At 58.8% G+C, this 22,138-nt stretch carries 22 protein-coding genes and 1 pseudogene; 8 read left to right on the top strand and 15 right to left on the bottom strand.

Annotated elements, in window-relative coordinates; translation table 11 throughout:
- Nucleotides 1-13 precede the first annotated feature (13 nt).
- From G3N94_RS04675 to G3N94_RS04650, 6 genes are all read right to left on the bottom strand, one after another.
- The gene (locus tag G3N94_RS04675) at nucleotides 14-700 is read right to left on the bottom strand and encodes an OmpA family protein (protein WP_205790925.1); all 687 of its coding nucleotides are present in this window, start codon (nucleotides 698-700) and stop codon (nucleotides 14-16) included.
- 58 nt (nucleotides 701-758) lie between these two features.
- Nucleotides 759-1,523 (bottom strand): flagellar motor protein, encoded by a 765-nt coding sequence (locus G3N94_RS04670; RefSeq protein WP_205790924.1) that lies wholly within the window; start codon nucleotides 1,521-1,523, stop codon nucleotides 759-761.
- A gap of 76 nt (nucleotides 1,524-1,599) precedes the next feature.
- Nucleotides 1,600-2,841 carry a cyclic nucleotide-binding domain-containing protein gene (locus G3N94_RS04665; RefSeq protein WP_205790923.1) on the bottom strand — a complete coding sequence of 414 codons (1,242 nt, stop codon included), beginning with the start codon at nucleotides 2,839-2,841 and terminating at the stop codon, nucleotides 1,600-1,602.
- A gap of 311 nt (nucleotides 2,842-3,152) precedes the next feature.
- Complete coding sequence (locus tag G3N94_RS04660) at nucleotides 3,153-3,581, bottom strand: lytic transglycosylase domain-containing protein (RefSeq protein ID WP_241021598.1); 429 nt, start codon at nucleotides 3,579-3,581, stop codon at nucleotides 3,153-3,155.
- 89 nt (nucleotides 3,582-3,670) lie between these two features.
- Nucleotides 3,671-4,051, bottom strand: a complete 381-nt coding sequence (locus G3N94_RS04655) for a hypothetical protein (protein ID WP_205790921.1) — start codon at nucleotides 4,049-4,051, stop codon at nucleotides 3,671-3,673.
- Between the two features lie 14 nt (nucleotides 4,052-4,065).
- Nucleotides 4,066-4,443, bottom strand: a complete 378-nt coding sequence (locus G3N94_RS04650) for a hypothetical protein (RefSeq protein WP_205790920.1) — start codon at nucleotides 4,441-4,443, stop codon at nucleotides 4,066-4,068.
- 365 nt (nucleotides 4,444-4,808) lie between these two features.
- Here G3N94_RS04650 and G3N94_RS04645 point away from each other — a divergent pair, with 365 nt between their 5' ends.
- The 3 genes and pseudogenes from G3N94_RS04645 to G3N94_RS42200 all read left to right on the top strand — a co-directional run bounded on the left by G3N94_RS04645 (nucleotide 4,809) and on the right by G3N94_RS42200 (nucleotide 6,490).
- Nucleotides 4,809-5,291 (top strand): lipocalin-like domain-containing protein, encoded by a 483-nt coding sequence (locus G3N94_RS04645; RefSeq protein ID WP_205790919.1) that lies wholly within the window; start codon nucleotides 4,809-4,811, stop codon nucleotides 5,289-5,291.
- Between the two features lie 78 nt (nucleotides 5,292-5,369).
- Complete coding sequence (locus tag G3N94_RS04640; protein ID WP_205790918.1) at nucleotides 5,370-5,819, top strand: cupin domain-containing protein; 450 nt, start codon at nucleotides 5,370-5,372, stop codon at nucleotides 5,817-5,819.
- A gap of 128 nt (nucleotides 5,820-5,947) precedes the next feature.
- A pseudogene (locus tag G3N94_RS42200) lies at nucleotides 5,948-6,490 on the top strand (hypothetical protein).
- A gap of 189 nt (nucleotides 6,491-6,679) precedes the next feature.
- Here the strand turns inward: G3N94_RS42200 and G3N94_RS04625 are convergent.
- Nucleotides 6,680-7,258: a GNAT family protein gene (locus G3N94_RS04625; protein ID WP_346778646.1), complete on the bottom strand. Its 579-nt coding sequence runs from the start codon at nucleotides 7,256-7,258 to the stop codon at nucleotides 6,680-6,682.
- Between the two features lie 515 nt (nucleotides 7,259-7,773).
- Here G3N94_RS04625 and G3N94_RS04620 point away from each other — a divergent pair.
- Entirely contained in the window at nucleotides 7,774-8,157 is a 384-nt protein-coding gene (locus G3N94_RS04620; RefSeq protein ID WP_205790914.1) for an ATP-dependent protease, read from the top strand.
- A 383-nt stretch (nucleotides 8,158-8,540) separates the two neighbouring features.
- Here G3N94_RS04620 and G3N94_RS04615 read toward each other — a convergent pair whose 3' ends face one another.
- The 5 genes from G3N94_RS04615 to G3N94_RS04595 form a co-directional block, all read right to left on the bottom strand.
- Nucleotides 8,541-9,995 (bottom strand): methylenetetrahydrofolate reductase C-terminal domain-containing protein, encoded by a 1,455-nt coding sequence (locus G3N94_RS04615; protein WP_241021588.1) that lies wholly within the window; start codon nucleotides 9,993-9,995, stop codon nucleotides 8,541-8,543.
- A gap of 147 nt (nucleotides 9,996-10,142) precedes the next feature.
- Nucleotides 10,143-10,622, bottom strand: coding sequence for a flavin reductase family protein (locus G3N94_RS04610; protein WP_241021587.1), 480 nt, complete (start codon nucleotides 10,620-10,622; stop codon nucleotides 10,143-10,145).
- Nucleotides 10,623-10,842: 220 nt separating this feature from the next.
- The gene (locus G3N94_RS04605) at nucleotides 10,843-11,871 is read right to left on the bottom strand and encodes a methionine synthase (protein ID WP_205790913.1); all 1,029 of its coding nucleotides are present in this window, start codon (nucleotides 11,869-11,871) and stop codon (nucleotides 10,843-10,845) included.
- Between the two features lie 26 nt (nucleotides 11,872-11,897).
- A complete protein-coding gene (locus G3N94_RS04600; protein WP_205790912.1) occupies nucleotides 11,898-12,881 on the bottom strand; it encodes a DUF1852 domain-containing protein in 984 nt (327 codons plus the stop codon).
- Nucleotides 12,882-13,168: 287 nt separating this feature from the next.
- On the bottom strand, nucleotides 13,169-13,840 hold the full coding sequence (locus tag G3N94_RS04595; protein ID WP_205790911.1) for an epoxyqueuosine reductase QueH: 672 nt from the start codon (nucleotides 13,838-13,840) through the stop codon (nucleotides 13,169-13,171).
- Between the two features lie 665 nt (nucleotides 13,841-14,505).
- Between G3N94_RS04595 and G3N94_RS04590 the strand changes: the two genes are divergently transcribed.
- Nucleotides 14,506-15,414, top strand: a complete 909-nt coding sequence (locus tag G3N94_RS04590; protein ID WP_205790992.1) for a LysR family transcriptional regulator — start codon at nucleotides 14,506-14,508, stop codon at nucleotides 15,412-15,414.
- 326 nt (nucleotides 15,415-15,740) lie between these two features.
- Nucleotides 15,741-16,688 carry a helix-turn-helix domain-containing protein gene (locus G3N94_RS04585; RefSeq protein ID WP_205790910.1) on the top strand — a complete coding sequence of 316 codons (948 nt, stop codon included), beginning with the start codon at nucleotides 15,741-15,743 and terminating at the stop codon, nucleotides 16,686-16,688.
- 66 nt (nucleotides 16,689-16,754) lie between these two features.
- Here G3N94_RS04585 and G3N94_RS04580 read toward each other — a convergent pair whose 3' ends face one another.
- The 3 genes from G3N94_RS04580 to G3N94_RS04570 all read right to left on the bottom strand — a co-directional run bounded on the left by G3N94_RS04580 (nucleotide 16,755) and on the right by G3N94_RS04570 (nucleotide 19,118).
- Nucleotides 16,755-17,237 (bottom strand): SgcJ/EcaC family oxidoreductase, encoded by a 483-nt coding sequence (locus tag G3N94_RS04580; protein ID WP_205790991.1) that lies wholly within the window; start codon nucleotides 17,235-17,237, stop codon nucleotides 16,755-16,757.
- 126 nt (nucleotides 17,238-17,363) lie between these two features.
- Nucleotides 17,364-18,218 carry a DJ-1/PfpI family protein gene (locus G3N94_RS04575; protein ID WP_205790909.1) on the bottom strand — a complete coding sequence of 285 codons (855 nt, stop codon included), beginning with the start codon at nucleotides 18,216-18,218 and terminating at the stop codon, nucleotides 17,364-17,366.
- 153 nt (nucleotides 18,219-18,371) lie between these two features.
- Nucleotides 18,372-19,118 carry an SDR family oxidoreductase gene (locus G3N94_RS04570; RefSeq protein ID WP_205790908.1) on the bottom strand — a complete coding sequence of 249 codons (747 nt, stop codon included), beginning with the start codon at nucleotides 19,116-19,118 and terminating at the stop codon, nucleotides 18,372-18,374.
- Between the two features lie 278 nt (nucleotides 19,119-19,396).
- Here G3N94_RS04570 and G3N94_RS04565 point away from each other — a divergent pair, with 278 nt between their 5' ends.
- Nucleotides 19,397-20,794 carry a sulfite oxidase gene (locus G3N94_RS04565; RefSeq protein ID WP_205790907.1) on the top strand — a complete coding sequence of 466 codons (1,398 nt, stop codon included), beginning with the start codon at nucleotides 19,397-19,399 and terminating at the stop codon, nucleotides 20,792-20,794.
- 402 nt (nucleotides 20,795-21,196) lie between these two features.
- Complete coding sequence (locus G3N94_RS04560) at nucleotides 21,197-21,844, top strand: hypothetical protein (protein ID WP_205790906.1); 648 nt, start codon at nucleotides 21,197-21,199, stop codon at nucleotides 21,842-21,844.
- Nucleotides 21,845-22,138: the final 294 nt, after the last annotated feature.

Here is a 22,138-nt window from a genome sequence, read left to right as displayed (position 1 = left end):
AGCAACCGGCCGTTCAATACTGCACTAGAATCGTGACTCTTCGATTCGCCGCCCTCGCCGCCGCATCATCCCCCACGACAAGCGGCAAGTTATCCGCCCTGCCGATCGCCGCCAACCGATGCGCCTCAACACCCCGCTCGACCAGATACCGCACCACCGCCCCCGCCCGTGCCGACGACAATTCCCAATTCGATTCATACTTCGCCGTCGAAATCGGCGCACTATCCGTATGCCCTTCGACGAGAATATTGCTCGCCGGATGCGTCTTCAGCACCCCCGCAATCCGCGCGAGCACATCCGACGCATCCGGCAGCAACCTCGCATCCCCGACATTGAACAGAATCTTCGCGTTGATCCCGATCTCGACGCCGTGCGCGGCGTTCGTCACCGTCACCTGCCCTTGATCCTTCAACGACTTCAGCAGCGACGACCATTCCTGCGCAGCATGCCGTTGCGCATCACTAGCCTTATCCCCCAACGCCTGCGTCCCCATCTGCTGCGCGAGCGTCTGATACCGCGCCTGAAGCGCGTTGTACTTCGCGAGCTGCAGCACATAAAGCGCGAGAAACAGCACCATCAGCGTGGTGACGAGATCCGCATACGAGATCAGCCACCGCCCGGACTGCGTGCCTTCGCCACCGTCCTCGTCATGCTCGGCGGCATTGGCCGCGAGACGCTTGCTACCCGATTGCGCGTACATAGGTCAGAACCCGTGTTCGTTAAGCGAGATGTCGATAACCCAAAACATCATCGGCCCATCAAGCCAACGACTCCGCCGCCCGCCCCCGCACATCGCCCGTCAACCGCGTCTCGATCGTATGCGGCGACTCCTTCCGCGAGATCGCGAGCAGCCCGTCGAGATAGAGCTTCCGAAACCGCAGTTCGCTCTCCACCTGCGCGCGCAGCTTCCCGTACAACGGCAGAAACACGAGATTCGCGAGCGCCAACCCATACAACGTCGCGACAAACGCCAGCGCAATCCCCGGCCCGAGCTGCGCCGGCTCGAGAATATGACTCGTGACCTGAATCAGCCCCATCACCGACCCAAGAATGCCGAACGTCGGCGCATACCCACCGGCCTGCTGCCACACCCTGGCCGCCGCCATATGGCTGCGCTCATACGCATCGAGCTCGCGCTGCAAAGCATCCTCGAGCACCGCAGTCGTCACCCCGTTCGCCAGCAACTCCAGCCCGCGCCGCGCAAACGGATGAATCCCGCTGACATCCATCGATTCGAACGCAAGCAACCCGTTCAGCTTCGCCTGGTCGCCCCATTCGAGCAGATCGGACAAGCTCTTGCGATCGACCTGCCGCGCCCGCACGAACGCGAGCCGCAGCTGCTTCACCGCATCGAAGAACCGCGCCCATGTGTTCTGGATCATCACCGCGCCAAGCGTCCCGCCCAGCACGATGACGAACGCCTCGAACTGAAACAGTGTCGAGAAATGCCCGCCTTCGAGCGAAAAGCCGAACACGATGGCCGCGCCACCGAACACCACGCCGAACAGCGTCAACAGGTCCATGTCTCTCTCCGGCCGGCCGCACGCGCTGGGCGGCCCGCATCGTCATCAGTGTCCACCGCCGTATCAACGCCACGTATTACGCAGCATCGGCATTCGGCACAGCCGCCCCGGCCGGCGCCTTGGCCGCCCGCACCGCATCGAGCAGCCGCTGCTCGATATCGCCGACTTCAACCGGATCGAGCTTGAGATCGCGCCGCATCACCCACGACACTTCGTTGCGCCGCGTCTCGGTCATCACCGAGAACAGCCGATCTGCCACCGACTGATCGTCGGTGCTCGCGATCAGCTTCGCGAGATCGTACGTATCGAATGCACTGATCACCTCGAACAGCGTCCGCTGATCGACCCACGCCAGATCCTCCAGCGCCTTGATATCGCCGCCGCGCCGCAGGTTGCGCCGCGAGAAATACGCAACGCCCTTCTGCTCGACGAAGTTGAGCACCTTCGACTTGCGGAACGCGAACACTTCCTCCGCGATCTCGCCGTGCGACAGCTTGTTGAGCAGCAGCTTGCGCTCGACGCCGATCAGCGCTTCGAGATCGGCCAGCTCGATCAGCTCGAGTTCGCTGTTGATCGAAATGTCGAGGTCGTGATCGGCGACCTGCTGCGCGCGATCGACGATGCGTGCCGCATCGAACGTGACGACCTGGCGCGCATCCGCGGACGACGCATAGTCCAGCGACGCGCCGCCGAGCTGCTCGGCCTGCGCGGCCGCGATCGTGACGAGATTGAGTTTTTCCATTCGCCGGAGCATCGCCAGCACATGCGGACGCGAATGGCCTGCGATCGCGCGGCACTTCTTGATCACGTCGGCGAGCGATACGGACGCTTCCTCGGCTTGCGCCTGCATCGGCCTGCGCGCCCACGAGTCGCCGCCGTCGCGCCGCTCCCCGCCCGCCATCAGCGCGAGCACATGCGCGTAGGACAGCACGCCGGGCATGAAATCGGCATGCGTATAGGTCGCGAGCTGGTCGTCCTTGCGCTTCACGCGGCGGATCATCGTCCGCACGATGTGGCGCAGCAGCGCCGACACCTTCTCGATCTCGTCGTCGAGCATGCTCGCGGGCACGACCGTGAGCTGGCAGAACGACAATGCCTTCGCGGTGTGCCCGCGCGGCTCGGACGCGAGCAACGCGGATTCGCCGAAGAACTCCCCTCGGCCCAAGGTTGCGACGACAACCTTCTTGTCGTCGCATCGCGTCGAAAGCTCGACCTTGCCATCCGCGATCAGGAAGAGAACCGCCTCTCCCCCGAATCCTTCCGAATAGATGACTTCGCCAGGTGACGCTGTGCGCGACCACGATTGTTGACGATTCACGATGTTCCCCCGATGCGCTCGCTGTTTTACTCGGCTGCGTCCACGTTTCAGACGTGCATCGACAGCCGTTCCCCGTGTAGCGGTTTACGACATCGGAAACACGCTTCTTTAGCGGCTCTCAGCGCGCTCTGGCGCGGGATTCGACGTGAAACGTTTGCGTTTTGACTCAGCCTTGGGCAGTGGGGAAATTGTGTTGTGTTTCTCCGGGAAAACGATAGTTCGCGGCGCATCGCGCGAATCGGTCGATGTGACTTCGGGCTTTACGTTTGCCCTTCAACACGCTCAACCGCGTGTCGAAGGGCCATTGTCATTCACTCGTGCAATCCCCACGACACGAGCACCCCATGGATGTTGCGCGCGTACTCGTCGCGCAGTTGCGGCGTTTCCGAGTGATAGGCGCCGATCGCCTGCCATGTATTGCCGTAGCGCACCATCTTGCGTTTCAGCATCCACGCGGCGACATAGATGTTCACGCATGCATCCTTCAGCGCGCCCGGCGGCACACCGTACCGGCGCAGCTCGCCGAAGTGCACCGAGTTGATCTGGGTCTGGCCGACGTCGATGCTGCCATCCGCGTTGCGATGCACGGCGCCCGGATTGCCCTTCGATTCGAACCACGCAATCGCCCGCAGAATCCGCGGGTTGACCCCCTGGTAGCCAGCCGCGCGTTCGAAACACGCGTCACTGGCCTGAGCGTCATCCGCGCGCGCCGGCGTAGCGACAACCGCGCCCAGCAACATCAGGAACGACAGCCATTTCGCGCAGCCACGCCGCTTCGATGTAAGCCAAACGTTTGCCATGATTTGCCACCCGATTCCGTTCAATCGCTTCATTTCCACATCGCCAGCGTGGACGTGCCGTAGCCGATCGCACGGTGATCGTGTGCCGGCTGATCGAGCGCGTCGTCGAGCTTCTTGTCGATTGCGGCGAGCGCCGCGCGCGACTCTTCCGTCACCACGAGACGCACCTGAAACTCCGGCGCGTGCTTCACGGGCGGCGTGTGACGCGACTTCCTCGTGTGATGGCCGCTTGCCGGTGCCGGCGTGTCCACGTCCGCAGCGCCCGCCGTCGGCGGCAGCGATGCGAGCGGCGGCAGCGGCGGAAACACCTGGGTGGGCGCGGCCGACGCGGGCGGCGTGCTGTCGGCGGGCTGCGCCGCGAAAGCCGTGCCGCAAACGAGCACGGTCGCACAAATCGAAAGTCGTAACATCGCGAGCGCTCCCATCACTGCGTCGGACCGAGCTGAACGGTGTACGGCTGGCAACTGCCGGCCGCAACGTTCTCGACGTGAACCGATGCGGCGCGCTGCGTCGCCACGCCGCGCCGGATCGACTGGTTCAGGTAACCGAAATCCTGCGGCCGCGCGGCCACGCGTATCGTCATCGGTTGCGATTGTTTCGACGCGAGTGTGCCGACCTTTGCGAGCACGGCGGTGAGTTGCGGATCATGTGCGCCGAGCGCGTCGGCTGGTATGACGAAATCGACGAGCTTCGCCGAGGCGGACGATGCGTCGTTGTGCGCATTCGCGTCCTGACGTCCGGGTTGAAGTTGGGCGCAGCCGGTCAGAGCGGCTACGACGACAAAGATGACGAACGGCTTCACGTGCTTTACTCCCGATCACTGGACCTGCTTTATCGGCAAAGCATTCGCGAGATTTACCCCTTTCGCGCGCGATGCCCGCCGTGACTGGAGCGCACACGTGTCGTCTATTCGTCCTATTTAAGCACCTCCTGATCAGATGGCATTCGTCCGATCTATGCATGTGTCATGCGCGCGATGTTGGTGCCACGTCCTGCAACGCGTGCGCATTTCGGATGCTCGTGAACACCCGTTTCGCTTGCCGTCTCGATGCGGTGCACCGAGACAAAAGTCGACCACGGCCCCTCTAATGTTCTCTGGCTCACCTATCCTGTTTAAAGACGCCAGGGGCAAGCGCCCGCGTCGCCAGAACAACTGCGAGGATGACCGTGAATAACAGAAACAACCTTTCGGCGATTTCCGCTTTGCTGCTGATCGCGGCGTTCGCATTGCCTGCCGGGCACGCAGTCGCGCAGGATGCCAAGAGCGTTGCCGGCACGTATACCCTCGTCTCGAACTCACAGTACGGCGACAATGCGCGCGGTCAGCTGATACTGAGTCCGGACGGGCACTACTCCATCATCCTCGCAAGCGCGACGCTTCCGAAAATCGCGTCGAATTCGCGAATCAAAGGGACCGCGGAGGAAAACAAGGCTATCGTGGACGGCAGCATCGCGCATTTCGGCAAGTACACGGTGGACGCGGACGACAAAAACATTACATTCAACGTCGAGGTCAGCACATTCCCGAATTACGACGGCCGTACGTTCAAGCGGGCACTGAAGGTTTCCGGAGACCAACTCACCTATACCAACAACACGCCATCGAGCGGCGGTGAACCGCATGACGTGGTCTGGAAGCGGGTCAAGTAGCATTGCGCTCAAGCGAGTTCGTTGTTGCGTGCCGCATCCCGACCAGGTAGACCGGGACCGACACCGCGGGAGAAATCAATGAAGAAGATCCTCATCTCGCTGGCATTGATCGCGGCCACCTGCTCTGCAGGTGCACAAGAAGCGATGAAGGTGATCAAGGCCGACGAACTGGTATGGAAAGACCACCCGTTCTTCAAGGGCGTCAAAACCGCCGTCTTGTTGGGCGATCCGGCAAAAGCCGAGACCATCATCATTCGCAACAAGTTTCCGCCAAACTATCGCGTCGCGCCGCATACGCATCCCTATACGGAGATTCTCACCGTGATCAGCGGGAGGATCGGGCACGGTGCGGGGGAAAAGTTCGAGGCCAAAGGCGAGATGTTTCCGCCAGGGACTGTCTTCGTCCTGCCACCTGGTCACGCCCATTACGTTTGGACGGGGAGCGAGCCGGCAACTATCCAGGTTGAGTATGTGGGGCCTGGCGGCATCAACTTCATCAATCCCGCTGACGATCCGCGTAATAAGTAACGGGTGCGGAGGGTTCGTGTTACGCCCTATCTGCTTTATCGTTGAATGATTGCTGTTGAGAGACGCGGGCGGCCGAATCGGGCAATCGAAGCGTTACGTAAGCGGGGTTACCGGGTGATCGAGGGTGAATGTCTTCGCCAGCCAAGGATGCGAATTCCTCGGCTAAGGCCGGTGCCGGGCCCTCGCTCGAAGAGGAAACGTCTTGGAAGCGGCTGGGGGGCGGCAAGCCGGATCTCCAGGTCACAGGCCGACTCATCGGTGGCTGCCTTGATACTATCTCGCGACTCGCCGGCACGGTGTTCGGCGAGGTGCCGCGCTTTGTCGAAGCATCTAAGGCCGACGGGACACTCCTCTATCTGGAGAACGCGGAGATGAGCCCCTGCAACCTCGCTCGCTCCCTTCTGAGCCTGCGCTTGAGCGGGTGGTTCGAAGGGGTATCAAGGGTATTGATAGGCTGAAATGCAGGGTCTGAAAGCGTCCGACCTGATGACTTAAGCTATATCGATGCCTTGCAATCGGCTCTTGGCGACATTCGCTGCCCGGTGATTTACGACATGGATATTGGGCATGTCCCTCCGCAGCTTTCGCTCGTGAATGGCGCACTGGCTCAAGTCGAGCTTCATGATGGTCACGGAACCATAGTCCAGTGGTTAGGTGTCCCCCGGACTTAAAGAAGGGAGTCTTGCTGTTCCCATTGAATGAGTCACTCCAGGTTGTGGCAACAGACGTCTTGCAGCGGCTGTCCGTAATTGAGAAAGCTGGATGTCTCTTGCGGGTCGACTTCGGCCGACCGCGCCGCAATCGGACAACGGGAGTTGCTTCCGCTGAACGCTCAAATGGCGTCCGCCGTTTGAACGATGCTATTGGGTCCCGTCGTATACACGGTCCATCAACCACTCCCGCGCAAGCATCGCGAAGATCACATCGTCGGCCCACTCGCCGTGAAAATAGTAGCTTTCCACGTGATGTGCCTCTTGCCTGAGGCCCAACGCGCGACATAGCGCCATGCTTGCCGTGTTCCTGGGATCGACAGACGCGATCAACCTGCGATAACCCCACTCCCGGAAAGCGAGATCAATACCGGCCACCATGACCTCACGTGCGTACCCTTTACGCTGCTCGGCCGGCTTTAGTGATAGACCAAACTCGATCGGATCTTCCTTGGTTGACGGAAAGTGCACGCCAAAGTCGCCGATCAGTTCGCGGGTGTGCTTGCTGCGAATGGCGAGCTGGCACCATTGGTCAGCTTGACCGAATTTTATGTTTGACTGCTCCGAAATAAAATCTGCCGCCTCTTCAAAATTGGATGGTTGCCAACCTTGATATCGAGCAACCTCTGGATCACTTCGATACGAAAATAGGTCTTTGGCATCTTCTTGACTAAGCGGATCAAGTACCAATCGCTCCGTCTCAATCACTGGACACTCTGGGCTCTTCACCGGCATTCCTTTATTTTTTGAAATATCGAATTTGTTGCATCGATTATAGCTTGAGCCAAAAGACGGATGTATTCGAAAGCGACTCACTACTCGGAAGGCGTACGATGCCCGCGTCGCGGCAACACTCGACAGGCCGCTTCGGGTCGTTTTGAGCCGGTAACGGACCACCGGGGAGGTATCCGGCGGAGTTCGGCCATTACGAGCAATTCACGACCGGCGCCCGCATTGGCGCTTAAGTGCCGGCGTGACGCTCGCGGCGATACGCTCGAAACTTGTGCTGCGATCTGCCGCGCCCGGTTGTTTTCATCGCGGTGCTTGCAGTGCAGCAAGATGAGTGCCCTGTCGCCCGTGCGGTCCCGATGAGTCGCGCACTCGAAGGCGTCAACCTTCCGATCATGGTGCCTTTGCACGGGCCAAACGTCGGCGCCAAGCGGTGTGTTGCACCGGCCGGATTCGAGGCACCTGCGCGTGTGCGGCCCGTGCGATGATGTGCCATGACCAACATGAGAGATGGAATGACGACTACATTCGACGAGGCGACAACGGCCGCGATCGCCGCGTTTGCCCAATTGGATTTCTACACGGCTGTGCAAGCGATGCGCGCCGAGGCCGATTACGACCGCGAACGAGACCAGTGGATCTCTCGCTATATCGACGAGCACGGCGGCGGCGCGGACGATGCAGCATACGACGCCTTGCACGCGCAGGCCCAGGCAACCCCGGAATACGCGCAGTTCATCGATGCGGCTCGCCGGGAAATCCTGGAATACTTCGGCGTGACCGACAATCAACTGGACTGGATGGTCCTGCTGCGCAATGACGACAGCGATGAGCTTTGGGCGGAAGTCAACCGGCGGCGGAGCGCGCTGGGAACCGGTGAAGTGCGCGGAGATCTCTGACCATTGCTTGCCATTGGGGTCTCAAGTCGTGCTGGGTGTGGGGCTAGAGCCAGGTCAGGCACGTGGTGCGCTGGGCTCTCAGTTGCTTCAACCGATCCGCAAAGGGAGGACAAGCTTTCGGGTCTTCGGAACGAGTGACCGTTGTGCTCTGACACCTGCCCTCGGAGATGCAACGGCTCGACCGGCAGCAGCGGGTCGGTTTCGGAAGTTGGCGGCGGATGCTGCGGCGCACGGCCGCGACCCGTTGCCGGACGCCCGAGTTTGACCACCAACAGCCACTCAAAAAACCAGATTGAATAACCGTTCGAGAAGTACTTTCGGCCACTGATCACTTTCGGCATCGCGAAGGTCGCTTGGCCAGCCATCATTCTCTGGGGTTCGATTTAGCGCTTTGGCGTCGAATCTTCTGCCTCGAACCATTCAGGCCAGGAGCTGCGGTGCCTGCTTTCTGCTTCGATGCAAGGAATCAACGTCTGCGCCAGCACAGGTAATTGATTGGCAGATTTGGCAATCCGGTATTTGACACTGTGCACGCACTCGCGGTCGGCAAATTCGCAACGATTGAGCCGGGTCCCGCCACAGGGGCCGTTCGCCAGGCCTTTGGGGCATGTCTCGGGGCATACGTAGAGCGTGTCCTGCAAGCGGCAGCGGCCGCAGGTATCACAGCCGACCAGCGGCCGTTTCACCGTCCGTTCGACAGCATGTAGCGCATTCGCTGCCACGCCGACCTTCCAGATCGGCCGCGTCACGCTCCAGCCAAAGGCTCTGCTGAGCCATCCCGTGCGACTGAAGAACTGGCCATGTACCGAAGAGAGCAGCGTGTGTCGCAGGCGCTCCCGGCGGGTGGCCGTGACATCGGATTGCCCCATTTCCCACGCACCGGTTTCGGGAGCGAAGCATACTTGGGGCGCTCCAGGCATCTGCCAACTTGCATGCCATCGTTCGGCCCAATCGGTCGGTGAGGTCATGCGGTCCCGCTGCTCGGTGATCGCCTGCTCCAACGAAAGCAGTTCGTCCAGCGTATGCACCCCGGACACATGAGCACCGGCATAGCCCATCAATTGCAGGCCCACTATCTGAAGCGCCAGGCGCTCGAGGCTTCGTGCGCCGGCATAGGCCTGCGATACCTGCTGCTCCCTACCCAACAGCTCGCGCATGGATTCGGTGATGACGATGCCGGGCACGTCCTGCAGAACGGCCGCGCGCTTGTCGGTCAGCCTCATCACACAGGCAAGCATGGGTTTCATACGAACCTGAGCGCGCATCCAGGTCTGGGCTTCAATATGCTTCGCGGCGTCAAAACCCAGTTGCAGAGTAAGGAAATCAGCGCCAGCCAGAAGCTTTTTCTGCGCCTTCAGATACTGTGCGCCGCCTTCCTCTTCGCGGTATTTGAACGGGTTCAACGCTGCGCCCAACAGCCAGTCCGGGCAGTGCTCACGGGCAACCTGCAGCGCAGGTACCGACTCCAGATAGCGCACTGGTGCCTGACCAGGATGGTGGCCTGGCAAGCGATCACCACTGAGCAGCAACAATTGCTCCAGACCACGGGCCTTCATCGACTCCATCTGGAGCAGCAAGTCTGCACGCTCGCGATCCTTGCCTGAAAAGTGCAGCAAGGATGAGGCCGGATTTCCCAACGCTCCAGCGCCTTCCAGGGGGCTCAAGTCCGAGTGCAGGCCGACACGATCGGCGAAGGCTGGCAGTAACGGCCAGCCGGCCAGGTGCCCGCGTTGCACGATTTGCTCAAGCGCGGCCAGGCGCGAAGGGGACTGTTGAGGAACGACCTCAAGCACGCAGACGAAGCGTCCTTCGTTCAGCGCCTGTTTCAATGAACTCAAGACAGCTCGATACCGTGTCAATCAGAGGAGCGTCGTTGCCGCAGCCTCTTGGTGATAGTGCAGAGCAACGACTGCGATGATAGCCAGCAGCACGCGGGGCGGCATAGAAGAAGAACAATTGCGCGGGCGCCCAGCGGAGGTAAACGCTCAAACCGCGCTATGTGCGGCGATGTTGCGATATTGTCCTTTGAAATACAGCAATGGCTGCGTAGCAGCAGCTTCTTGCAGGTTTAACGCTTTCACTTCACCAATCACGATCAGGTGATCACCTGCGGCGTGCTCGGCGTGAATTTCGCAATCAAGCCAGTGAAGGCTGCCGACAATGATCGGATTACCCAGCGGCGATTCCTGCCATTCGACTCCGTGCCACTTGTCCGTACCTCGCCGAGCGAACTGGTTGGAAATCTTGACTTGCTCATCTGACAGGATATTGACTGCGAATCGACCTGCCTGGCGAATTTTAGGGAAGCTGGCCGAACTGGACATTACGCTGAATGACACCAGCGGCGGGCTCATCGACACGCTATAGAACGACTGGCAAGTGAAGCCAATCGGCTCGCCATCAATGTGTGATGTAATCACAGTGATACCGGATGCGTAGTGCCCGAGCGCTTCGCGAAAGCTCAATGGCTCGATAGCGGTACTAGGGAGTGACATAGCAGGTACTAAATACTGGGGCAACTCGAAAGGGTTAAGGAAGGTCTGAAGTAGTCCGGGAATGCTGGCTGACTTCAGTCTTTGGCAATATTGAAAGCGACCCATCGATCAGAACCGACCAAATCGCTCACTCAATTCTCCGCGTTTGGTCGCCGCGAGCAGCTCACGACGACCATTTTCCGCCTCAGAATTAGTTCGAGAGTTCTCTTCGGACGATTTCTGCGCCTGCACTCAACGCATTCAGCTTGCCTCTTGCTACTGCACGAGATAGCGGGGCCATGCCACAGTTGGTGCAAGGATAGAGCTTGTCTGCATCTACAAACTGGAGTGCTTTTCGTAGGGTATTGGCGACTTCCTCTGGTGTTTCAATGGTGTCGGTTGCCACATCAATGGCACCCACCATCACTTTCTTACCCCGAATGAGCTCAATGAGATCCATCGGAACACGAGAGTTGTGGCATTCCAGCGAGACTATATCGATATTGGACTTTTGCAGCTTGGGGAAAGCCTCTTCATATTGCCGCCACTCCGACCCCAGCGTCTTTTTCCAATCCGTATTGGCTTTGATGCCATAACCATAGCAAATGTGTACAGCAGTTTCACATTTGAGCCCTTCAATTGCCCGCTCTAGCGTGGCAACACCCCAATCGTTCACCTCGTCAAAGAAAACATTGAATGCGGGCTCGTCAAACTGGATGATATCAACACCAGCAGCCTCTAACTCCCTGGCTTCCTGATTGAGGATTTTTGCGAATTCCCAGGCCAGCCTTTCGCGACTTTTATAATGATCGTCATAAAGCGTATCGATCATCGTCATGGGACCTGGCAGAGCCCATTTTATGGGTTGACTGGTTTGCTGACGCAGAAATTTGGCATCTTCAACAAAAACCGGTTTTTGGCGGGCAACAGCACCAACGACCGTCGGTACGCTCGCATCATAGCGATCACGAATTCGAACGGTCTTACGGTTCTCAAAATCAACGCCGCTGAGGTGCTCAATAAACGTGGTAACAAAATGCTGGCGCGTTTGTTCGCCATCGCTGACAATATCAATGCCTGCGTGTTGTTGCTCTTGCAGTGACAAACGCAAGGCATCTTGTTTTCCCTCAAATAATCCCTCATCCTGCAATTTCCACGGCGACCAAAGTTTCTCGGGTTCTGCGAGCCATGAGGGTTTAGGCAAGCTGCCAGCAGTTGAAGTGGGTAGCAATTTTTTCACAATAGATGATCTTGCGTTTTGATTAGTCAAAGAGCGTAGTTAGCAGACCACTGCTCAAGAGCAGCCTGGTATGGTTTGATAAACTGCTCCTCAACAAACCTTCCCTGCTCAATAGCCAGCCGGCTACGTTCTTCTCGATCATAAACAATTCGAGTTAATGAAAAATCCTCATGCCTCAAACTTGGCTGATAGGATTTTCCTGCTGCCGAATTCGCATTGTAAATCTCAGGACGATAAATCTTCTGGAAGGTATCCATCGTGCTGATGGTGCTGATAAGCTCAAGATTGGTGTAATCACTGAGCAAATCGCCAGCAAAATAAAAAGCCAAAGGCGCAGCACTGTTCGCAGGCATGAAATAGCGAACCTTCAACCCCATTTTTTTGAAATACTCATCAGTTAACGAGTATTCATCCTGCTCGTATTCAACGCCCAATACAGGATGCTGATTTTCAGTCCGATGATAAGTCTTGCTACTCGAAACACTGAGACATATGACGGGCGGTTTATTGAAATTATCCTTGTAAGCGCTCGAATTCACGAAGCACTTGAATAGCTTTCCATGCAGCTCTCCAAAATTATCCGGAGTGCTGAATTCGGTGTCATTCTTGTTGTGCTCCAGCAATAGCACACTAAAGTCATAATCCCGCACGTAAGAGGAAAAATTATTTCCTGCAACGCCATCAATTCGCTCGTTGGTTTTTCGATCAAAAATATTGGTTTTCAATATTTCGATCAAAGGAAGCGCGTTACCACTGCCTTCACCATCAATATTCATCTCAACGGAAATGATTTCAAGCTTGACAGTATAACGATCGCCTTCAGGGTTGTCCCAATGCGCCAACGCATTGAAACGATTGTCAATCATCCTGAAGGTGTTGCGCAAGTTCTCCTGGCGACTCTGCCCTCTGGCCAGGTTGGCAAAGTTGGTTGTGATACGCGTATTGTCCGACGGATGATAGTCTTCATCGAAACAAATGCTCTTGATAGAAAATGTAAAATCTTTATTCATTGGGATCTGGCAACCTGAATTCTGAGGTAGAAGCTGCATTTACTTCTTGCATTTTCAGAATTTTATGCCAGGCCACTCATGAATAAAAATGATTTGATTTCATGGAGCCATTAGATATTTTCATGCTCACGTCGAATCGAATCTAGCGACGAACTGTGGGGCATGCATAAAAGAGACGTCCCTCGCTGCGGGGACAAGGAATGATGACTGGAATGGCCGAACGCCCGTTCAATCCTGTCCTGGATCGCAGCAGATAAGAGGCGCAGGTCGGTTTACTGACGGCGAGCTCAAGATTCGATTGCGAAGTCGTCGTCGCCGTAGAATTTCACGCCCAGCTGAATGTGTTCCCGGCCGCTTTCCAGGCGATGCCGATTGGTGTCGCGTAGCGAGTAGACGCAGCCGCAATATTCTTGCTGGTAGAAGTTTTCTCGCTTGCTGATCTCGATCATGCGGGATGATCCGCCTGCCTTGCGCCAGTTGTACTCCCAATACATCAGGTCGGGGTAATGCGAAGCCGCGCGCACGCCGCTCTCGTTGATCTGCTGCATGTTCTTCCAGCGCGAGATGCCCAGCGAACTCGTGATCACCGGGAAGCCATTTTCGTGCGCGTAAAGCGCGGTTCGCTCGAAACGCATGTCGAAGCACATCGTGCAGCGTACGCCGCGTTCCGGTTCGTTTTCCATGCCGCGTGCGCGCTCGAACCAGTTATCGCGGTCGTAATCGGCATCCACAAACGGAATGCCGAAATTCTCCGCAAAGCGAATGTTCTCGTCTTTGCGTAGATCGTATTCCTTGCGCGGATGAATATTCGGGTTATAGAAAAAGATCGTGAAGTCGATGCCCGACGCTACCATGGCTTCCATGACTTCCCCGGAACACGGCGCGCAGCACGAATGCAACAGCACCCTGCTCTGGCCGCCGGGCAATGGGAGAGGCTTACGGTTATGGGTTGATGTCATGACATCTCCTTTCGCCGAAACGTCACGCAGGCTGATACACGACCGGCATGCTTACGCAGCGACGATTGTCTTTCAGGCCTCGCGCCAGATTTCACGTGGTGTATCGAGTACGAGTTTGAGCTTGTCTCGTTGCGCCGCTACGCAAAATCATTGCGTGGACAGTGCTCGCGAAGCCGCACTTTGGCTAGAGCGCCAGTTGTTCCAGCGGTGCATATCTAGCGGCCTCGTCGGTCCGAAGAGTCATGCTTTAAAGCGGGAAACGCCAAGATTGCCGGGGTAGCCCGTAATTATCCTGGACCGCCTTCTATTTGACCATGGATTATTTTTCATACATTCATTAGTTTCATTCATCAGAAAATCCGGTCGTTGGCCTCACACTGCGTGAGCGGCCAGCATACTTCTGCATCCGACTCAAGCACATTCATGAGCCGCCCGATTTCGTCACTATCGTCCGTCGTCATGTCGATGTTGTCTGGAGAAAACCCATAGCAAAGGCACCGTTGAAGGGCGTGGGCTGCCTCCGCGAGCATGCGCACTGCCATTCACTGAAAAGTACGGAAAGTTCAGAAGTGGGAGCGGTCATAGGGCTTATCTTCGATGAAGAAAAATGGCATTATTTCATCCATCCATTAGATTTCTTCATTTTTGCTGGATTGTCCATTTCCATGCTCGAGCGCGTTCATCTCGTCATCGTTCGTGAAGTAGCCCGTCAGGGCTCACTCACCGCAGCCGCGGAATCGCTTTTCCTCACGCAATCGGCGTTGAGCCACACGGTCAAAAAGATCGAACAGCAACTCGGCACCCCGATCTGGCACCGGGAGGGACGCAGCCTGCGCCCTACGCAGGCCGGCCAGTATCTGCTCTCGCTCGCCGAGCGTCTTCTGCCCCAGTTCGAGCTAGCCGAGGAGCGCATGAAGCAGTACGCGGCGGGCGAGCGCGGCACCCTGCGCATCGGCATGGAATGCGCGCCGTGCTATCAGTGGCTGCTCAAGGTCGTTTCACCGTATCTCGCGCGATTTCCCGATGTGGACGTGGATGTGAAGCAGCGCTTCCAGTTTGGCGGGATCGGCGCGCTGATCGGCTACGACATCGACGTGCTGGTGACGCCCGATCCGCTCAACCGCCCCGGCCTGCGCTTCGAACCGGTGTTCGACTACGAGCAGGTGCTGGTGGTCGCGGAAAATCATCGGCTGGCAGGCGAGCGCTATGTGAAACCGGAACAACTGGTCGACGAAACGCTCATTACCTATCCCGTGGAAACCGACCGGCTCGACATCTACAACCAGTTTCTGCGCCCCGCCGGCATCATTCCGCGGCGGCACAAAACGATCGAGACGACGGACATCATGCTGCAGATGGTCGCGAGCCACCGTGGCGTGGCGGCGCTGCCCAAATGGCTCGCGGAAGAATACGCTGACCGCATGCCGCTCGCCATCGTCAAGCTCGGCAAACAGGGCATCGCCAAGCAGATTTTTCTGGGCACGCGCGAGGACGATGCCGTCGTCGATTACCTGAATGCATTCGTCGAGTTCGCGCGCGAGTCGAACTGGCAAACGCCGCGCGTACGGCGCTGACTAATATGGGCTCGGCCGCACTTGGTGCAGGCGTCGCACCCAACTCTATTGCGCGCTGTACAAGCCCACGGTTTAAGACCGGTCGTAACAGTTAAACGCTTTGGGCCAGCGACCAACCATTAACGTTCGAGGCGATGCAGATAAACCGGCAATGAACCTCCACCTCTTCGATGCGGATGACTTGCCTGCGCTGTTCCAAGCATCGGCTGTACCGGCAATCGATGAGGGCGTAAAGGACGTTTTTCCCTCATTTCAGGCCGAGTGACGCTATTCGAGGGTTCCGCGTAAAATGCGTCTTTCCGGGGTTTTCAGTTAGCGACTTCGTCATGCATCGAATTGGATTCTTCGTTTGCCGTGGCCACGATGCTCTTGATCTTAGCGGACCACTTTCCGCTTTCAATCAGGTGACCACGGCCGCTGGCCATACGCCATACGATCTCCAAGTAATCTCGCAGTCCGGAGGCCCCGTTCCTGGCAATACGGGCCTTTCGATCGAGACCCAGCCGATCGGAAGGCGCACGTTTGACACCGTCGTTTTCGTCGGCGGTGATATCAATCCGATGCAGACATCGGAGAACATCGCCGCTGCCAGGAAATTGGGCGCCAGGGCCTCGCGGGTGGCAAGCGTGTGTACGGGCGCGTTTCTGCTCGCGGAAACCGGCTTGCTGGATGGCTTGAGAGCAACGACGCACTGGCGATACGCTGCTCTATTGCAGTCGCGCTTCCCTCGCACCAGGGTCGAGGGCGACAGTATCTATATCGTGGATGGCCGCATCTGGACGTCGGCGGGCATCGCCTCCGGCATAGACCTGGCGCTCGGCATGATTGAAAGCGATATGGGCGCGGAGATCGCGCGCGCTGTCTCCAGGCTTTTGGTTGTTCCGTATCGTCGACCCGGAGGTCAGTCCCAATTCTCTGCCATGTCGCAGATGGAGCCGGAATCGGATCGTATCCGCATCGCGCTGAATTTTGCCAGGGAACATCTGGCTGAAGCGTTACCTGTCGAACGACTCGCCGATGCCGCAAGATTGAGCTTGCGACAGTTCGGACGGGCATTTCGCCGGGAAACCGGTGAAACACCTGCCAAGGCGGTCGAGCGCTTGCGAGTCGAAGCGGCGAGGCTGCGCCTGCAGGGGGGTAGCGAACCGATCGAACAGATTGCGCTGGCTGTGGGATTCACCGATCCGGAACGGATGCGGAGGGCCTTCATCAAACTGCATGGGCACCCGCCGCAAGCGATTCGACGCGAGAGTCGATCGAACGGAGCGCGCTGATCGACCGCCGGCCGATCAGCGTGCTGCGTGGTCAACGTTCCGCTAACGGGCTATTTCGCCGGACGCTCACTGGCCGTCGGTTTCCACGGGAGCGTAGTCATTCCACATGTCGCGATGCAACTTCCACACGCCGGCCTGCTTCACAAAGACGAGAATCTGCTTGGCGCGGATTTTGAGCTTTCCATCGTGGTCGCGAACCTCCGCATCCGAAACCTCCGTCACGATCCGATCATTACCGTAGAACTCGTCATGGCTGAACGATACGGTGCCGGGTTTTGATCCGGCATACCCCTTGGTGAAGTACTCGACGATCGCGCGGCTCCCCGTGACTTTGTCGCCTCCGGGCGGCAAGAGTGTGCCGTCGTCGGTATAGAGTCGGCCGATCGCCTCATAGTCCCCTCGCGCAAAAGCATCCGCCCATCGCGCGTTTTCTGCCTTGATGGCCGCTTCGGGCGGACGTTGCGAACCACCGGCAGTCGCCGGCGCTGCAAACGCGAAAAAGGTGACGCAGGCTGCAAGAGCAGCAGTGAAAATACGAATCTGTTGCATCGAGTGATTTCCGATCATGGATTGAATTTCTAGGACTGCGAAAAACTGGAAGGCGGAGCAGGCAATGTCGGCTGCGGTGATCATCGAGGCCTGCGGATGGCCTTGCACACATTGCCTGCAAGCATTTCAACGAACGCCCGGGATTCGTGCGAGTCCCCTGGATGCGCCGGGCAGCCTTTTGTCGACCATCGCGATTGTTTCTGGCCGTGCGTCTCTCGGATGACCGGAGTGGAACGGCGGAGCGGGATCATATTCGATCAGGAGTTGCGTGAATTCGGCGGCCTGTTGACCGCGCAGCTTCGTTGCAACGCGAAGAGCGAAGTCGATGCCCGCCGTCACGCCGCCGCCGCTCATGAACCGGCCGTTGTCGTCTTCGACGAAGCGGTCGGGAACGGGAATGGCGCCATATTCCGCCAGCTTGTTGACGAAGGCCCAATGGCAGGCGCTTCGCTTACCCTTGAGAACGCCCGTTGCGGCGAGCACGAGCGATCCGTTGCAAACCGACGTAACGTGTTTGGCGCTTTCTGCCAGACGCCGGATCTGCGCTTGATACTCCGGTCGCATCGGCGCCGTCAGATCGGACCCGCCAGGGACCAGGATCACGTCTGTCTTCTCGATATCGGCCAGTCGTTCCGTCTCGCCATACACGACGCCGAATTCGAGCGTCACGTTGCCGCCATTGAGGCTCGCGTAGCGAACGTTCGTATTCGGTAGCCGATGGAAAATCTCGCTGGGGCCCGCGAAGTCGAGCAGCGTCCCTCCATCGTAATTGACGATCAGAATATTGAGGGGGACATTCGGGGCAAGTCCCCCCTCGCTGCCTGCCTGCGCAAGAACAGGGGTTGCGTGCCCACGCAAGGCCCCGCCGCCCAGGACGGCGCCGAGCGTGGCGACGCTTCCAAACTTGAGAACATCGCGGCGCGAACGGCCTGCTCTGCTGAGTGGCTGTCCGGAAGCATTGTTTTCGCTACTGTCGGTCAAGATCATTTCTCCTTGCACTTCGGCCCCCTCTGAGAGCGCAACCAGGCTGGGCCGGATTGAATGGCCGCCGCGACGAAAAGCGTGGCGGACGTGAGATCGGGATGTGGATGAACCGGGATGACGTGCAGGGCGCCGGAATCGGGCGCCGCAGGCTTAAAGCTGCGAGGCACCGCCATCGACGACCAGTTCGGTACCGACGACGTACGAAGATTCGTCGCTGGCGAGATAGAGCGCCGCGTAGGCAATGTCCTCAGCCTTGCCCATGTGGCCCACCGGAATGGCTCCGGCGAACTCGGCCTTGCGGTCGCGAACCCATTCGTCGGGCATGCCCCACTTGGTGAGCAGAGGGGTGTCCATCGCGCCGGGAGCGATCGCGTTGAAGCGGATTTTCCGGTCAAGAAACTCGTAGGACCAACTGCGGGCAAGCGATCGCACGGCGGCCTTCGCCGCCGCAGTCAACGAAATGCCATGCTTGCCGGTCTGCGCAACGAACGATGTATTGAGGATAACTGAGGAGCCCTCTCGCAAGTCCGGCAGCACCGCTTGAAGCGTGAACACCACGCCCTTGACGTTGATGTCCATGATCTCGTTATAGAGCTCGTCGTCGATGTCGTTGACTGCGGACGGGAAAGCCCAGCCAGCGTTGGCGAACACGACATCCAGGCCGCCGAACTTCTCTTTTACCTCAGCGGCAATCGCGCGCATGTCCGTGATCGAACGGACGTCGCCCTTGAGAACGATCGCATTCTCGCCAAGCTCGGCCTTCACGCGCCCAAACACGGCATCATCGCGACCTGTAACCGCTACCCGGGCGCCTTCTGCAATGAACAGCTTCGCGGTTGCGAGACCGATGCCACTGGTACCACCCGTGATTAAAGCTGACTTGTTCTTAAGCCTCATCTTCTGTTCCTTTCTACGTGGTGATTGATCAGGCCGAACGTTCAAAACGCAATCGCGTTTGTGCGCTCTTCCCGGCTCGACCTTCCACGCGAAGTATGGAACGTGACGAGTATGACTCAAAGGTCGTATATCCCTCAAAAAGCGCCACCGTGCCGCCCCTGCCCCGGGGCGGCGGGAAAACGCGCACAACCGAGCTGTTTCCATTCGATCTCCTGGAACGCTCGACTTCGACCGCCAAGCCGCAGTAAGCTGGTCGAAATGACGTCTGGAGAGCAGCCATGGCACTCTTCGTCGTACGGCACCAGCACGCTGCTGAGCGGTGCCCAGCTGAGGACCCTGATCTGGGGGCGATGCTATTGAATCACCTGAGGCGTCCAAACGTCAGACAGCACGGGGTGGAGATTCAGGGCGAGGCGATCGTGGAGAACGAGCACACCTTGTATCTCATCCTTGAAGCGGATGACGAAGACCACCTGCGCGCGTTCATGAAGCCGTTACAGATGGTCGGCAGCCTGGATATCTATCCCGCCTCGACATGCGCGCGCGTGGTCGCGAGCGGAGGCTGCGGCGCCGCGATGCCCGTCAGCGAGTTCGTGTCGGCGGTGGATCCCGAAGAAGCCTGCGTGAAGGCCATTGAGGCAGGGCTGATAGTCCATCGCGCGCATCCTCTCAACTGTGAGACCTCGATTCCGGCGCTGATCGGCGGCGTGGTTATGCCGAATGCGCACTTCTACGTCCGCAATCACTTCCAGATCCCTATCCTCGACGCGGCCACCTTCCGCCTCACGGTCGGCGGCCTCGTCGAACGACCGCTTAGCCTGAGTTTGCACGATCTCCACAACATGCCGTCGCAGACGCTCGTCGCGACCCTCGAGTGCGCCGGAAACGGCCGCACAAAGTTCCAGCCGGCCATTCAGGGCGAGAAATGGGACCAGGGTGCCGTCAGCACCGCAGAGTGGACGGGAGTGCCGCTGGCGGAAGTTCTGGATCGGGCTGGCGTGCGGACCGGCACACGCGAAGTATTGTTTCGTGGCGCAGACGGCGGGATGGTGGAGGGCCGCTCAGAACCCATCCGCTTCGAGCGCAGTCTCCAGCTTGGGTCTGCCCGCGATCCTGATCTGCTACTGGCCTATGCGATGAACGGCGAGCCACTGCCCATTCAACATGGCTACCCCGTGCGCCTCCTGGTTCCAGACTGGTATGCCGTGGCTTCGGTCAAATGGCTGACCGAGATTGAGCTGATCGACCAGCCGTTCGCCGGGTACTACCAGTCGGACAAATATTGGTACGAATGCGAACGCGATAGCCAGGCCGTCCGCGAACCGGTGACGTTGCAACGGGTGCGGTCCCTGATCACCGAGCCAGCCCCCAACCAGGAGGTCCCGTGCGGCGAACTGGCCATCCGCGGCGTAGCCTGGTCCGGTGCCGCTCCGATTGCGCATGTGGAGATAAGCGTGGGCGGCGGAAGCTGGCAGGAGGCGCATCTCGTCGGCGAGCGCAAACGTCACAGCTGGCAGTGGTGGGAACTGATCAGCAGAGTCCACGAGCCGGGTGTCGTTACGTTGAGCGCGCGGGCCACCGATCTCGCCGGGCGCACCCAGCCCGAGCACGCCGAGTGGAACAGGCTGGGTTACGGCAACAACGCGATCCACCACGTGCCGATTCGGATCGTTTGAACGGTGGATGCCGAATTAGCCGGCTAGCGGGTATGTAACTGCCGTTTGCGGGCGTCTGCTTCAAGCAGATCAGTGGCCATTCGCTGCGACAGCGCGACGGACTGTTCAGGGTCGGCTTCAGCGAACCGCATCGGGCGGTAACCGGCCAGAAACGGCCTTTCGCTTGCTCAAACGTACGATCGTTCAAACGGCGACTCTTGCGTCAGAAAGGGGCCGTCCGATCCATGACGGCAAATGTTCCAAATTGACATTTGCCGAACGCCAGGGTGAATCAACGCCGCATGCTGGCCCAAAGAACTGTCAATGTCCACTTGGCGATTCGCCAACCCTCCAGCCCGTAACAGTTGGTAACATTTCAGGCTATACTCCGTCCCAAAGTCATGTGGACATGTATAGCCAACAATGCGAGTCACGGTCACGGCAAGCCAAACCCCGATCCTGAACGCGCCGCTAGACAGGGCGTTGCATCCGGTGATCGACGAAGTGGTTCATCGAAGCGTGTCGGAGGCGACGACCAAGGACGGGTACATGCGCTGCGCCGACTACGCCATCGTCGGCGCGCAGTTCCTGACGCTGTTGACCGGCGTGCGGTATCGGCCCGTTGCGGGCGGCGAGGTGATGGATTTCGGCGACGGAAACCTGTACGTGCTCTGCTCGACGCGCGAGCGGCGCCGCACCGCGACGCATCTGTCGCAACTTGCGCGCTATCACTGCTGGATCGAGGCGCGTCACACCCATGCCGATGGACGCGTGCGAACGGAAATCGTCGACTTCACTTTGCGCCACGACGCGACGGTGGCGGCTGCGGTTGGTATGCCGTTTTCCGGTGTACAGCGGACGTATCTATGGGGCTGGACGGATGAGCACGAAGTGCCCGCCGAATTACGCGATCATCCGGCGTTTGCGAAACAGGGGCCGCACTGGCGCTGGCCGGAACGCGAATGCACCGAACTGTTGCGCGCCTACGAACGCGAGCGGCCGAACTACTTCGGCCGTCAGGTGTCCCGCGCAATGAATCTGCTGGCCGATCAGATCGAAAACCACGGTTGAAGGAACGGGATCGTCAGGATCCGTCAGCCCGGACTCAACAGTGCAAGCGGTCTGATTGCAGCTTCAGCGGCAGCTTGGTCCTGTGGCTTCGGAAGTTGGCGGCGGATGCTGCGGCGCACGGCCGTGACCCTTTGCCGGACACCCTAGTTCGGCCAGGAGGCGACGCTCGCTATCGCTGAGACTGTGCCATTCAGACGACCGCTTCACTCCGAAGGCGGTCGATCGCCAGCAATTTTCGCTTGCCGGCTTGTCGGCCTTCGCTGTCATTGCCCCGTTCGCTGTCGGCCGGGCGCA

The organism is Burkholderia sp. Ac-20353, assembly GCF_017104785.1.
In the GTDB taxonomy this organism is placed as follows: Bacteria; Pseudomonadota; Gammaproteobacteria; order Burkholderiales; family Burkholderiaceae; genus Burkholderia.
This window is presented reverse-complemented; position numbering and strand designations above follow the sequence as displayed.